The organism is Luteolibacter pohnpeiensis (assembly GCF_016595435.1).
GTDB lineage: Bacteria > Verrucomicrobiota > Verrucomicrobiia > Verrucomicrobiales > Akkermansiaceae > Luteolibacter > Luteolibacter pohnpeiensis.
Window position 1 is genome coordinate 1 of record NZ_JAENIJ010000036.1, and the last position, 14,793, is coordinate 14,793.

Annotated in this window: 10 protein-coding genes and 1 tRNA gene; 7 read left to right on the forward strand and 4 right to left on the reverse strand. The window is 52.3% G+C overall.

Annotated features, from left to right (window positions below):
• Positions 1 to 47: 47 nt before the first annotated feature.
• Entirely contained in the window at positions 48 to 308 is a 261-nt protein-coding gene (locus JIN85_RS17060) for a hypothetical protein (RefSeq protein WP_200273056.1), read from the reverse strand.
• A gap of 794 nt (positions 309 to 1,102) precedes the next feature.
• On the opposite strand from JIN85_RS17060, the gene JIN85_RS17065 reads away from it, so the two are divergent.
• Complete coding sequence (locus JIN85_RS17065) at positions 1,103 to 2,188, forward strand: hypothetical protein (RefSeq protein ID WP_200273058.1); 1,086 nt, start codon at positions 1,103 to 1,105, stop codon at positions 2,186 to 2,188.
• Between the two features lie 130 nt (positions 2,189 to 2,318).
• Here the strand turns inward: JIN85_RS17065 and JIN85_RS17070 are convergent, their stop codons facing one another.
• A complete protein-coding gene (locus JIN85_RS17070; protein ID WP_200273060.1) occupies positions 2,319 to 5,231 on the reverse strand; it encodes a CHAT domain-containing protein in 2,913 nt (970 codons plus the stop codon).
• 516 nt (positions 5,232 to 5,747) lie between these two features.
• On the opposite strand from JIN85_RS17070, the gene JIN85_RS22330 reads away from it, so the two are divergent.
• Positions 5,748 to 5,939: a helix-turn-helix transcriptional regulator gene (locus JIN85_RS22330; RefSeq protein WP_200273062.1), complete on the forward strand. Its 192-nt coding sequence runs from the start codon at positions 5,748 to 5,750 to the stop codon at positions 5,937 to 5,939.
• A gap of 605 nt (positions 5,940 to 6,544) precedes the next feature.
• Here the strand turns inward: JIN85_RS22330 and JIN85_RS17080 are convergent.
• Positions 6,545 to 7,147: a TetR/AcrR family transcriptional regulator gene (locus JIN85_RS17080; protein WP_200273065.1), complete on the reverse strand. Its 603-nt coding sequence runs from the start codon at positions 7,145 to 7,147 to the stop codon at positions 6,545 to 6,547.
• Between the two features lie 177 nt (positions 7,148 to 7,324).
• Between JIN85_RS17080 and JIN85_RS17085 the strand changes: the two genes are divergently transcribed.
• Positions 7,325 to 8,449, forward strand: a complete 1,125-nt coding sequence (locus tag JIN85_RS17085) for an FAD-dependent monooxygenase (protein WP_200273067.1) — start codon at positions 7,325 to 7,327, stop codon at positions 8,447 to 8,449.
• 925 nt (positions 8,450 to 9,374) lie between these two features.
• Here JIN85_RS17085 and JIN85_RS17090 read toward each other — a convergent pair.
• Positions 9,375 to 9,459, reverse strand: a tRNA-Leu gene (locus JIN85_RS17090).
• Positions 9,460 to 9,599: 140 nt separating this feature from the next.
• Here JIN85_RS17090 and JIN85_RS17095 point away from each other — a divergent pair.
• The 4 genes from JIN85_RS17095 (at position 9,600) to JIN85_RS17110 (ending at position 14,735) form a co-directional block, all read left to right on the forward strand.
• Positions 9,600 to 10,667, forward strand: a complete 1,068-nt coding sequence (locus tag JIN85_RS17095; RefSeq protein WP_200273069.1) for an ABC transporter ATP-binding protein — start codon at positions 9,600 to 9,602, stop codon at positions 10,665 to 10,667.
• Between the two features lie 10 nt (positions 10,668 to 10,677).
• Positions 10,678 to 12,174 (forward strand): ABC transporter substrate-binding protein, encoded by a 1,497-nt coding sequence (locus JIN85_RS17100; RefSeq protein ID WP_200273071.1) that lies wholly within the window; start codon positions 10,678 to 10,680, stop codon positions 12,172 to 12,174.
• Entirely contained in the window at positions 12,171 to 13,877 is a 1,707-nt protein-coding gene (locus JIN85_RS17105) for an ABC transporter permease (protein ID WP_200273073.1), read from the forward strand. The genes JIN85_RS17100 and JIN85_RS17105 overlap by 4 nt, the downstream gene beginning before the upstream one ends.
• Before the next feature lie 90 nt (positions 13,878 to 13,967).
• Positions 13,968 to 14,735: an NIPSNAP family protein gene (locus tag JIN85_RS17110; protein WP_200273075.1), complete on the forward strand. Its 768-nt coding sequence runs from the start codon at positions 13,968 to 13,970 to the stop codon at positions 14,733 to 14,735.
• The last annotated feature ends 58 nt before the right edge of the window (positions 14,736 to 14,793 follow it).

Here is a 14,793-nt window from a genome sequence, read left to right on the forward strand (position 1 = left end):
GGTGGCATGCCACCGGCGCGGAGATTCAGGATTCATGGAGAGTGATCTTAGAAACCCAAAGTATCGCCGGTCCCATCAAAGATGACTTTGACAAGAGCAACACTTAATCCAAGAATACCTGCAGCAATAATGCCCCATAAAGAGGCCTCGACACGCCCCGTTGCAAACGTTACACCCGCATAGATGAGAGCAGCTACAGCCAGCAACGCCGCGAATGCTCGAAGCAAGGTCATAATACTCTTAAAACCTTCGGGGATGCTGATTTGCGCAAGTGCGCTGAATTCGACGATAGTATGAATAGCGTGCATAATAGTTAATTCGAATGGATGGGCCGGATTTACCGGCCACATCCATGAATACGATGATCGACCCGGAGCGGCCCTAACTGGATTGCACGATTCGTTCGATTTCCTTCAGAATCTCCGAGAAAGTTCGCGAAACCTGCTTTACAAATCGGCGATCTGCTTTCAATCCGGATTCTGTTTCATTTTTCATAAACTGTCGCCGCTCCTCTGAAGTGAACCCTTCCGTCCAGCTATCCACGCAAGCCCCCGCTAGAATCGACCGCTTCATCACCGTTGCAAGAATCCTCTTGCGTTCATTTGAATTTGAGACAAACCGCTCAATCATCGGTATAGCGGCTTCCCTCCGGTCATCCGGATACATAAACGCATCCGTAGGACCCTCACCTTCGAGACAATCAAGAGACACCAGCTCCTGATCACCTCCACGAATTCGGGCCTTGGATTTCTTGAGAAAGTCAACCTTGACCTGCCGCAAGCTGTGACGGAGAAAACCCCAATGAATAGCCTTCGGCAACTGGCCCTTTTCATCCTGGATCACCCAACGATGCGAGAGTTCCGAATAGATCTCGGAACTGTCACTCCAACTCAATCCCCATTTCATAGTCTCGTGAATGCAACGTTCCTTCTCGCTCAACAGCCACGCCCATCTTTCTTTATTTGGATCTGAATTCATAACGACCCTGTGCTACCACAGCAGGGACCCAACGGCTTCATGACCGCCCGACAAGAATCCCGACGGTTTCCAGACAGTTCTGCGACTGCCCACTCCACATACTAAATCCAACCTATTTTTTACAATGCCCTCGATCGAGATCCGCTTGTCCCACGAAAACGTCAGGGAGCATGGACCTACTACTCCGGTGGATGTTTCCGAATCTTTAATCGTCGAGGAAATCATCATCAATAATTCGAAAAGCACGAGAATGAGCGGTGAGAGCGATCTCGATAAAAGATCGAAACCGCCGGCCATTCGTTTCTGTCTTCTGGCGCTGAACACCTACCTCGTCCGGTTAAATCGCCGGAAACTTGGAGCGTCCAATGGAATTATCGTTGTCCCTGAAAAATACCGAAATTCCCTCAAGCAACTTTGGGAAACAAAATCCGACAAGAACGCGACCTGGAAAGATCAATTATTCGATTCCGACCCATTTGTAGGAACACCCCCGTTTTTGATGAATTCCGGAAGCAGGACCAATTTCAATGTCTATATTGCTCCCGATATAGATATAGAGATTAACGCGGCCACGGATCAAACGAAGATTAGCCCCGAGGGGATCAGGCGCCTCATGGACAAACTCAACTCAGGAGCCAACACCCCTGACAAGATATCAATCAAAATCAAAAGTCGGTCATTTGAACTTTCGAGTGATGATGAAAGTGGATATCTCTACAAGGGAGCCCGCGTTCAGGTGGTTGTAGAAAGAACATTTGATACTCATTTGGTCGTCTTCTGGATCAATAGCAACAACCAGCTGAGCCTCCTCTATTCGGACGCGGCAGATTTTCGAAGCAAATATCAGGCGGGCTTTCTGACGTCGAAAGACCAAACAATTCTGACAATCCCGAAGAATGAAGAATTTGAGGTAAAGACACCGAAAGGAAGTGAGACCTGCATCGTACTGGAATCCCGAGCTACATTCAGAAAGGGAGCCATGGCTGGGATCGCAAAAAAAATTGAAAGTTCACTGATAGACCGGGACAAAACCCTCCAACTCAAAAAAACGAGTTTCAGGCGATTCCCGATCGAACACAAAATCGAAGGCAACCCGCTCCGCCTTCGACTTGAATTACCAGAACAACCCGATACCTGGCAGCAAAAGATACTGGAAGCGTGCTCCGGCATACGGGGATCGTTATGCATCTATGATATTCCAAATCGTTGATATGGATACCGGTCCCTTGCGTAGGACGACCAACTATCTTAATAGACGGGTCCAGTTGAAGATGGGGGTTTCGGTATAACTGCTCCATCCCCCCGGCCTCGGATTCTGATATGATTCAAATCCCGCATCATTAATAGCCAATCAGAACAAATGCCCCCCAATCAACCGGAGACGTGTATGGCATGACACCCCGCAATTCCGGGTCCAGTCGGGCTGGACCGCGCCTTCCAGATTTCAGAATTTTTCCGACTCTTTTGCTTTTATATCCGGTTCTCAGCCGGATCTGCCCGAACCTTGACTCCACCAACCCAACCGCCTCTTCGGGGGTGAGCAGCCTGAGATCGACGAGTTCTCCCAGCGTCACCTGCCGTAGCCATGAGGCTGCCTTGGCCAACGCATGGGAAGGCGGGCACTTTTCCCGCCCCTTTTCGTCGAGAAACTCGTGGTAGAAGCGATAACTCGTAAGCATCGCGGCGTCATCATAGACGGCCCAGAGGGAACCGATAGCAGCCCGCACCCCGCAATGGAGGAAAGCCGGAAGAATTCCTTCGAACTCATCAGGGGGAACCGAGACTCCCGATATACCTGTCTCACAACAAGACAGCATCACCAAGCGGGTATTAAACAGGGAATCGATGGTTGGCCGCAGAGCACCCAGCGAAAGGTCGGTCCCATCAGGAAGGTGGACGCAGGAATTTTGGACATTGTCCCAGTTGTAATTCCCATGACAGGCGAAATGAACAATGGAGCTTCTGGGAATCGAGTCGAGCACGCTCTCGACACCTGCCTGACCTTTCAACGTGACAAGATGATCTCCGCTGAACTGGCGTGATATCACCTCCCTTTCCCTCATGGCGAAATGGAGGACGCTGTCCGTGACTTCCTCATCCGGGCAATGGGGGCCAACGACAAGGATCTTCAAATCTGTCTGCTGTGACGAAGATGATCTCAGCAAGTCGAGACATGGAATTGAGGAAGTCGGCCACAGGTCTGCAAAACAGCGGTTTCCCCGCACCTCGGCATTCGAAAGCGGGAGGGCAGCCAGCTCACCGGGAGGTAACAAGACCACGGGACTCCCCTCTTTGATCCCGATTTTCATCAACTCGTTCCGGATCGGTTCCATGAGACAACCACCTAGCGTCACGCGCGCGGCATTCACAACTTTCGTCCAGTTTTCAAAGCAGGCCAAAGCATCAGGGTCATATGGCCCGTTCGCATTTGAACTTCCTACGAAGTGATGATAACTATCAGCCCAACCCAAGCAATCATCCAACGGGGTTCCGTGGATTAAAGTTCCAATTTTAGCGGCAGCGTCCTCGGCGAGTGGCACTTCATGGAAAACAGGAGCCCCGCCGGATACAATCACCGCTTTGACCCATTTGTCAGCACTGAATATGAGGATCAATACTCCTCCGGAGGAAAGTATTCCTTCCAAATCCCGCACCGTCTTCGGTCTTGATAGCTCGTCCAATCCCGCTTCCCTAAGAATATCAAGATACAGCCTCAAGCGATACCTGCACTCTTCGGCGTCCCCCGACCGCTGGGCCTGTTGCCAATCGATCTGTCTCTCCTTGAGCCTTTTACGGACCTCGTCATCCAGTTGGCTGAAATCCGTTCCCGCAAACGCATTCGCGGCACGCAATGATTGCCCCCTTCCGTGATCAATCAGAAAAAACGCCTCTGAGATGAATCCGAGTTGAAGAAGACAGTAAGCGGCCCGGGAATAGGATCCGGCCATGTCACGAGCTCTTTGGGCATGGATCTCGGAGGTAACCTTCTTGTCCGCCATGACGATGGACCAAGCATATTCTAACCGAGCGAAGGTTTCGACCGCGGCCTCCCATTTCTTTTGATGATATCTGACGAGAAACAACCCGGTCGCTAATTGAGAGTAAAGCGCCGGTGCGGATTCTGCCAAAACCCTCGAAAGTCCATTGATATATTGCGCTTCCGCTTCTTCCAATAGGATTGGATTACCTTCCATCATGCCAATCGTATGTTTCGCTGAAGCGATGCTGGTGAGAGTCCTTGGGATCATGGTGTTCCGATCACCTTCCGCGCTTCCAATTATTTTCAGAATTCCATCAAGGTAACCGATTGACTTCTCCAAGTGCGACTTTGATACCAACGCCTTCCCAAGCCGGAAGAATGCCTGTGAAATAACCTGCATCCCCGAGAGCCTGGAGTTAAGGCCCAAATCAGGAATTGCAAAGATCGCTTCGATATCTTTGATACCTGATTTCAAAAGATCCGCATCACCTCCCAAATCGTACAACTCAACTTTAATCGCTCCTCTGTAGTAAAAATAGAAGTGCTGATCGGGCAAGTCTTCTCCAATGTAAATGGACGACATTTCCAAGAGTGATTCGAAGACTCCTTTCTTGTCTTTCAACTTGGCATATTCGAACAGCGCCATGATAACACTCTTGCTGATCATATCCTGCGCCAAAGGCTCAAGATCATCCCTGCTTAAAAAATTTCGCAATTGCCGGGCGGTTTTCTCCACGAGCCCCCGATCGCTCGTGTAGGTTCCAATTCTAAGGTTCGCGAGACAATGCGCGTTGAACATGCGATATTTTGATGACTTCAGGTCGACCGCCGAATTGCATTCCATGCGATTGAGGGCTCGTCTGGAAGCCTCCCGGAGTGGAGCGCAGTCCGAGTAGTGCTCTCCCTGGCTCAGAAGGGCTATTATGAGGTATTCTTCGAACCGGGCTCGAAGAACGGGATCATCGTCAGCCCCTATGGGTTTGTTCGCCTCCCTCAAATCCTCAACCGCTTGATCGAGAGATGACGAAGTCGCATGAATCTGGAATTCAAGGAGCCTGGCCCGACCTCTGACACACCAAAGGAAACGCCGTATCGCCTCCACCTGAGGGGTCGGTGGCGAGGATAACTTTTGCAAGATCTCCAAACCGCGATCGGCAAAATCAAGACTCTGGGCCAGAGGTTTCGGGTTATTCGTTTGCTCAGCGGCATCCAGCCGATCTTCGGCTTTCTGTTGTAAAATCAATCCTGCTTTAATCCTTTCGTCCTCAGTCATGGCAGCTTGGCAAATCCTCACTACTGCCCCGAGGGCTGTCGACCAATAAGGACTCCCCTCTCATCCAGCCGCTGTCAAACAGCTAATGTAAGCCCACGTTCCACACTGGACCAATTCCCAGCCTCCCTGCAAATTCTCCTACAGAAGGCTATGGTCGCGTTCCTCACGTCACGCGATCGGACCGCCTGCCAGCTCCTCAAGGCCTAGCGATTCTCTATGGCTTCCACCACATCCGGCTCCTTGAACCCGATCAGATTCCCAATTCGATGGCCGGAATGTGTTTCCTTTCAATTCAATTCCACAGGGTTCGGCTTGGAACCCGGTAGCCATTGGCAACGTATTGCATCGTATAGTGCCTGCGCAGTATTGAAATTGCACGGAAGATCAGCCCAAAACCTAAAGTTGCTGTAAAGGACCGCATGTTCTTCAAATCTGCGCGCTTAGTATCTGCTCGAGAAAACCTTTCTATCGCACAAAGACAGGGCCACCCGGTGAATTCTAAAGTATTTAGAAGTTATGCTACCTTTACCCAGCCAAATCCCTGGAGATAAGCTTTTAACCAAAAAGGCAGCCGCGGAGAGACTCTCGATCTCAACGCGGACCTTGGATAGAATGGTAGCGGCCGGAAAAATCGACAAAATATTTGTAGGATCCTCACCTCGATTCAGAAAGAGCGAAATCGATCAAATCGTGGCTAGGGGAATTTGACCCAGCAAATCGCTATTGAACGAGCCGCTCCAAAGAGTTTGGGCTGGACAAGTATACCCCATTTATTCCTTCCGAGCACGAGATCGACATCTCGCTCAGCGAGCTTCATGCCTTCAGCAGTTGGAGGGGTGAATAGATTTCGCGGAGCCCAATCCTACTCGCAATGAAGTCCCCACAAATTCCAGCGAAATAACCTCTTCTCCGGTTGTCACCTCTCCGGATGGTGAATTCCCCTAATTTATTTCACCCGGAAAAACCGAGTTCAGGCAAGTCAGAACGCGTCATTTATGACTGCCCAATTTTTGCACAGTCAAGCGTTCAACGGACCCGTTCCGGGGAGGATAGCCCCCTTAACCCCTAAAAATTAGTGGTGCGCCTTGGCGGAGAAAGTTTGAACTCTCTTTTCCGCGAACTCGCCGATTGGGAGTATCAACTCCGACACCTTCGAACACCTGAGTTCGAACAGGAGGACGCGGCATGATACGTTGAGTAAACTCCTCTTCGGATAAATTCATGGCCGTGATTTTTTTCAGAAAATACCGATGGAGCAAAAACCACCGATGCCGTACTTGTGCAAGCAATTAACCGCATCACAAATCAGTGATTCAATGCATTTGCTCGATCGCCAATAGACCTTTTTGTATCAGGTCTAAAAACGCCGCGCTTGCCTTTTTGGAGGATTTACTATATTCAAACACACGAATCGCCTCCTCGCGTGCCGTATTCACGGTAAGAACGATCATTCCAGCTGTTAACCGGGCCATCCCGTCTGGTTTTGGCCCTCCTAACTCGATTGCCAGCGCTTCGGCGGCTTCCTCCGCGAGTTCGCGGAGACGTGATCGTAGAGCTGGGCTGGCAGATACAAAACGCCACCATGTGGCCGTCCGGCTATTGATGTAACAGAGCGGGTGCTTCTCATCAAACATCTCTTGTAAGAGTGTGCGGATCGTATCGAAAGGAGATTGAGCATCCGGCCTATTGGATAGTGCCTGGAGAAAAGGAAGTAACTTCAAATCACCTTCTCGATCGAGGATGAGCTCTTCCTTACGCGAGAAATAGTTGAAGACCGTCATTTTTGAGACATTTGCAGCAATGGCAATTTCGTCGACCGTTACAGCATCGAAGCCGTGCTCAAAAAAAAGTCGAGTTGCTACGTCCGAAATCCGTTGCCGAGTCTCCTGCTTTTTACGCTCACGTAGCTGTCCCATGAGTCACATGCTAGCTGGTAAGGAACAAGATCACAAGTCAGTGGCAGGATAATTTATTTTACCCGGTATAATATTTGTTGCGTGATTTTTTTTACCAGGTATAAGATTTACCACGACGCAAAAACGCAACCGCTCCACCAGAGCACAAGCAACTAGACCCACAAGCGAAGGAATCGTATGCAAACAACGAATCAGACAGTTTTAATTTCAGGAGCAAGTTTTGCAGGACTTTCTTCTGCCTTCTGGATGAGCCAGCTTGGCTACAAGGTGAAAGTGGTGGAAATCGCACCCAAGATCCGCAGCGGCGGCACTGCAGTAAACATTCGAGGCAACACCATTGATGTCGTCAAGCGCATGGGTATTTTTGATAAAATTCGATCAAACCGCCTGAGTCTTCGGCAATGGGAGTTCAAAAACGTAGACGACCACACCGAAAGAAAACTAGTGGTGAGGACTGAGAACGAGCCGCCCTCAGACCTTGATTACGAGATCGAACGGGATGCACTGATGCAAATCCTACTGGAAGCAGTCCGAGATCGGTGTGAGATTGTTCTCGGAGACAAAATCGTAGGATTAAATGAGACGGATCGCGTTGAAGTCACTTTCAAGAACGGAAAAACAGAATCTTTTGATTTAGTCCTTGGGTGTGACGGCGTGCATTCAGGGGTTCGAAAAATTCAGTTCGGTGAAGAATCAAACTATATCCACTTTCTGCAGCAATACTTCTCCATCACGATTGTAGATAAGCTACTTATTGAGCGGGATACCGCGCAGCTGTTCAATGTCCCCGGCAAAGTGGTGATGCTGAACGCTTATAAGAACAAAACAGACATCATCTTCGGATTTGTTTCCGAGAAGGAAATCGCTTACGACTACCGCGATGAGGCACAGCAGCGAAGATTTATCGCTGAGGAGTTCAACGGAGTTGGCTGGAGAACTGAAGAATTACTGAAAGAAATTCAATCTTCGGAGAGCTTCTACTTTGATAAAATGTGCCAGATCCGCATGCCCTCATGGTCCAGCGGTAGAATTGCATTGGTTGGTGACGCAGCCTATTGCGCATCGCCTGCAGCTGGAATGGGTGGATCTCTCGCGATAGATGGCGCAGCTGCCCTTGGCGATGCGATGCGTACTGCTGGAAAAGATTACCGCTTAGCTTTTGAAACTTACGAAAAGAAATTTCGACCGTTCATAAGCAAAGTGCAAGCAGAGGCCGTTCAAGTTGGCCTTGAGATCCTGGTCCCGCGGACCGAGGAAGCGATCCGCATACGAAACTCAGCAGTTGGAAATGAGTTTTTCTAACAGGTGTGATGGTCTTCATGAATGTAGTAGTAGCTTTTCGCTCGATATCATGAAGCAAGTAAGAAGTTAAGCTGCACTTAGCCTCCATGTGGCAGAGACAATCTATTTCACCAAACCGCTCACGAAACTTCTCGGCATCCAAGAAGTCGAGACCCGCAACATTGGTGCCAGATGGAAGCCAACCACATGACTCAATAGGATGACTTCCCGAAAAGAAAATATTTAGAACTCCTCTTCAGGCATCTAGCCCATTGGGACTATCAACTCCGACACCTTCGAACACCTGAGTTCGAACAGGAGGACGCGGCATGAACGGCATGCCGTTCTACATCCCCTCTTCCCTAACCTAACAGTCACAGCCCCTCTTCGGAGGGGTTTTTCTTTTTCACCCACCTCTATCGAAAGGATACTCTATGCTCTTTGACCCACCACAGGACATCTTGGGCCGACATATGCGCCGAAACGGTCGCCACCACTCGCCGAACTCGATTTGCAGGATAGCAAGATGGACTGACCGTCCCCCCGTTGCATCCCCCGTATTATAGGTGAACCACGTGAATAAAAAATGGTCGCTGAACGGCTCTAGGTTTCCAAAAAAACCCTTGATCGGATGGTGGCCGACGGAAAGATCGAAAAAATCTTCATTGGAACATCCCCTCGCTTCCGGGAAAGCGACGTAAACCGGATCATTATCGAAGGCCTATAGCGCTGCGCTATCAGCTTCGTTCGGACTGTGGCAGTTGCCTCATCCATGAGCAGGATCTTGAGATGATATGGCCGGGCATAATCAACAAAATGCGCCAAATCAGGACAGGAAACGCCATTTCGATCTGCCCAGTTTCTGCCCAGTTGGCAAAATCTGCCATGCACAAAAAACGAAAAAGGCCACCTTTTCAGGTGGCCTAATTCATTCACTACCAACGGATGGTGCTCGAAAGAGGACTCGAACCTCCACGGGTCTCCCCACTAGATCCTTAGTCTAGCGCGTCTACCAATTCCGCCATCCGAGCGTTTCCGGTTGGGTGGGCGCACTTGTTATGGGAGCGGGCCGAGCTTTGCAAGCGAATCTTTGAAAAAAATCTGAGCCGCTTTTGGCACCGTTACCGCTTGCTTCTCTCCGCTGCCACTGAAGCATGGACGCATCACTGCCATGGAACCCATCCGAGCTGAATCCATCACTAAATCCTTCGGAAGCATCCAAGCTTTGGACGGGATTTCCGTCGAAATCGCCGCTGGAGAACTTTTTTTCCTGCTAGGCGCTTCCGGATGCGGAAAAACCACGCTGCTGCGCTGCATTGCCGGCCTGGAAACTCCCACCAGCGGCAGTATTTTCTTCGGCGACAAAGAAGTGACCCGCATGCCACCGCACAAACGCGAGGCGGCGATGGTGTTCCAATCCTACGCGCTTTGGCCGCATTTGAGCGTCGGCCAGAACATCGCCTTCGGTTTGCAGGAGCGAAAAGTTCCGAAAGCGGAAATCAAGCGCCGGGTCGCGGAAGCGCTGGAAATGGTCAAACTTCCGGGATTTGAGGATCGCTCAATTGATCAGATGTCGGGCGGTCAACAGCAGCGTGTTTCGCTGGCGCGGGCCTTGGTGGTGCGTCCCCGCTGCCTGTTGCTGGATGAACCGCTCTCGAACCTCGACGCGCAACTGCGGGTCGAAATGCGCCGGGAAATCCGCCGGATCGTTAAAGAAAACGGCCTCACCGGGATTTACGTGACCCATGATCAGGAGGAGGCGCTCGCGATGGCGGATCGGATGGCGATCCTGAGCCATGGCAAAATCGGCCAGGTTGGGACTCCAGAAGAAATCTACCGTTCGCCGCTGAACGCCTACGTTGCCAATTTCATTGGAGAAACGAACATCCTGACTGGCGATTTGCTCGAAATCCGCGATCGGTTTGCGGTCGTCAGCACCGCAGCTGGGCCGGTGGTCGGGAAAATCAGCGATCCGTCCTGGCACCCGGTTTCCGGCGAGCCAGTCCGAGTTTCCATCCGCCCCGAGGCGTTGCGGCTGAAGCAGCTGGAAAACGACAACCAGCTTTCAGGGAACATCGTCGACCGCACCTATCTCGGCCAACGCATTCAATACTGGATCGAAAGTCCGGCTGGCCGCATCCAAACGGTGGAATTGAATCCCCACCAGTTGCTGGAACCCGGCGGACCGCCCGTGCCGATCTTTTGCCGACATGAAGATGTGGTGATCTTGAAACCATGACCCGTTTCCCATGAAACTCCGTGCTACGATCATCATCGTACTGCTCGCGATCATCGTCGCGCTGCCCGTTCTTCTACGCCGTGAAACTTCCACCGTTTCGCCGCAGGCTGCCGATGACCGCCTGGTGATCATTTCGCCCCACATCGAATCGATCCGGCATGAGTTCGGCGAGGCATTTGCCAGGTATTGGAAAACGTCCACCGGTCGCACCCTCTACGTCGATTGGCGTACTCCGGGTGGAACCTCTGAGATCCGGATGGTTCTGGATGCCGGCTATGAAGCTGCGGAAGATACCGGCCGCGATGGGATCGGCATCGATATTTTCTTTGGCGGAGGCGCTCCGGATTTCTCCGGCCAGGCCAAGAAAGGAAGATTCGTCCCGCTCCAGGTTTTTACCGAGCATCCCGATTGGTTTGGCGAGGCGGGACAAATTCCGGAAACTTTCACCGGGGAACGCTACTACGCCGCAGATCATACCTGGGTCTCGACCTGCATGTCCCAATTCGGCATTTGCTACAATCCGGATGTGTTAGAGCGCTTGCACCTCCCTGCCCCGAAGATTTGGGACGACCTTGGCGATCCCGGATATACTGGCTCGCTCGCACTCGCGGACCCGACCAAGAGCGGATCGGTCGCACGCACCTTCGAGCTTTTGATTCAGGATCAGATCCAGCGGGAACTGAAAAAACCTGGCATCGATCGCCAAACCGCCCTGGATACCGGGTGGAAAAATGGCCTTCAGCTGATCCAGCGGATGGCGGCAAATTCCCGATACTTCACCGACAGCGCATCGAAGCCACCGCTCGATGTTGGCCAAGGCAATGCGGCAGCCGGCATGTGCATCGACTTCTACGGCCGGTCCTTCTCGGAAGCTCTAACAACACGCGACGGATCACCCCGCTTGATCTGGATTGCACCAAAAGGCGGCACCACACTTAGCGGCGATCCCGTCGCGGTGTTGAAAGGCGCCCCCCACCCTGAAATCGCGCAGGCATTCGTCACATTTTGCCTCACCCCGGAAGCTCAAAAACTGTGGTTCGCACGGCCAGGGACTCCAGGTGGCACCGAAACCCGGGCCCTGCACCGCGCGCCGATTCGCAAAGACGTCTACACTGCAGAAAATCTGGCCAACTCGACCATGCCGAATGCCCATCCCTACACCGATGAGGGAAATTTCATCTATCAAGGTGATCTAACAGGATCGGCATTCAACACCATCCGCCAGTTGGTGAAGATCATGTGCATCGATTCCCACGAAGAAATGACCTCTGCCTGGAAAGCGATCATTGATGCCGGCATGCCGCCCGATGCGGTCGCCGCTTTTTCCGATGTTTCGATCACGCCCTACGAATCATACGGCAAAGGAAATCCAGAACTCGATACCAAGGATTCACTCAAGGCCGCTGAATTTGCTTCAAAATTGGGGGCCCAATTCCGGGCCAATTATCGCCGGGCTGAAGAAATCGCCCGCAAGTCAGCAACCGCATCGCACGCCACCGCCCAATGAAACGCGCACCTGCCATTCTGATCACGCTTGCGATCACCATCCTGTTCGCCGTGTTTTTCGTCTATCCGGCCGGGATGGTCGTCAAGCAGGCATTCGAAGGCACCCGGGCGGATGGGTCGAAATTCTTCACCCTCGAATTTCTAACAACCGTCTTCAAGGACCCGATTTACCGCGAAGGCTTGTGGAATGCCTTCGCTCTCGGCATCACCAGCACGCTGGCCACATTGGCCATCGCTTTTCCGCTGGCACTCATCGGCCATCGTTACGATTTCCCCTGGAAAAAAGCGCTCGGAGTGCTGGTGCTCGCGCCATTGATCCTTCCTCCGTTTGTCGGCGCGGTCGGGGTAAAGCAAATGCTCGGCGTGAATGGCGCGTTCAACGCGTTTTTCATCAAACTGGGCCTCATGCAGGCCGCTCATCCCTTTGACTGGCTGGCCAATGGACGATTCGCGGGGATCGTCATCATGAACGCGCTGCATCTTTATCCGATCCTCTACATGAACATCGCCGCCGCTCTGGCGAATCTGGATCCGGCGATGGAGCAAGCCGCGGAAAACCTCGGTTGCCCGCCGTGGAAACGGTTTCTCCGCATCACTTTCCCTCTCTCCATGCCGGGCGTGTTTGCCGGGTCTTCCATCGTGTTCATCTGGGCCTTCACGGAACTGGGCGTTCCGCTGGTTTTCGACTACGCGCGGGTCGCCCCGGTGCAGATTTTTGATGGCCTCAAAGGACTCGATAACAACCCGATTCCCTACGCGCTAACCGCCATCCTGTTGATCGTCGCCGCAATCGTCTTCACCCTATCCAAATTGGTTCTGGGCAAATCGCCGCTCGGCACCGCGCCTCGCCCGAAAGGCCGCGCCAACTCCTACCGGTTGAGCGGCGGAAAAGCGATTGCCTGCACCGCCCTCTATCTAACCGTTTTCCTGCTGGCATCGATCCCTCACATCGGCGTGTTCCTGCTATCAACTGCTGGTCGTTGGTATGGAACCATCATCCCGGATGAGTTCACCATCCATCACTACACCGAAGCGCTCGGCAACGAACTGGTCGTTCCTTCCATCCAAAACAGCCTGCTCTATGCGGGAACTGCGACCTTGATTGCCCTCGTCATCGGCTTGGGAGTCGCCTGGGTGGTGGTTCGCTCCAAGCTGAAATCCAGAGGTCTGTTAGATGCCATGGTGATGATGCCGCTGGCAGTTCCCGGTCTGGTCATGGCATTCGGCTATCTCGCGCTTTCGCAGGAAGGAAAACCATTTCACTTTCTGGTGGGAGCCACCGGCAGTCCATTTTTTCTGTTAGTCATTGCTTATGCCATCCGGCGCTTGCCGTATATTGTGCGGTCAGCTGTCGCAGGGCTACAGCAGAGCAATCCGGCGCTTGAGGAAGCTGCGCGCTCGCTTGGCGCCTCTCCCGCCCGGATGCTGCGCCGCGTTGCCATCCCGCTGATTGGGGCCAACCTCGCTGCCGGCTCGATTCTGGCATTCGCCTTCGCAATGTTGGAAGTCAGCGACTCCTTGATCCTCGCTCAACAGACCCAGCATTATCCGATCACCAAAGCCATCTACACCCTGCTCTCCACTCTGGGCAATGGAACAGAACTCGCGGCGGCGTTGGGTGTGTGGTCGATGGTGTTTCTCTCGGTTGCCATCATGGGCGCTGCCATTCTCGGTGGAAAACGTGGCGGACTGTTCCGGGTTTGAGCTTTTGCCGGACCGGAATTGACAGAAGAAACCAAAAAGCTCGTAGAGAATGGGATCTCATTCAACCTGTAGGCAAAATCCACAAAATCCATGTATCGCTCCCTATTATTCGCCGCCGCTTCGATTCTAACATTTTCAGGTGCCGCATCCGCCAAGGAAGAATCCACCGACACCTGCTACGAACTTCGTACTTACTACGCTTCAGAAGGCAAATTGGAGGCACTTCATGCGCGTTTCCGCAACGACACCTTGCGGTTGTTTGCAAAGCACCACATGAAATCGATCGGCTATTGGGTGCCGATCGATAACAAAGAGCAAAAGCTGGTCTATCTCTTGTCGTTCCCGGATCGGGAAACGCGCGACAAAGCGTGGGATGCCTTTCATGCCGATCAGGAATGGATCGATGCCAAGGCGAAGTCAGAAGAAAACGGCGTGTTGATTGATCATTTGACCGACCAGTTTCTCACTCCGACCGATTTTTCGACCGTCACCTACAAACCGGCAGACAAGCCACATACGTTCGAGTTGCGAACCTACACCGCGACCGAAGGGAATTTGCCGAATCTGCTGACTCGTTTTCGCGATCACACGGTATCCATTTTCACCCGTTGCGGCATGGAGCATTTCCATTATTTCACCCCCATGAAAGGCGAACCGGGAGCGGATCAAACGCTGGTCTACTTCCTCGCCCACGCCTCGCCAGAAGCCCGTAACGCGTCCTGGCAAAAGTTCGGTTCGGACCCGGAATGGGTGAAAGCCTTGAAGGAATCCGAAGCGAATGCCGGCGGTTCGCTCACGGTGCCAAATGGTGTAAAATCCGAGCTTTTGACCCCAACTGACTATTCGCCAGTGCAGTAACACTGCCACCTCGAAACAAGCTGCCCACATGAGTTTCGGCTCGTAGAGAATTCCGGAT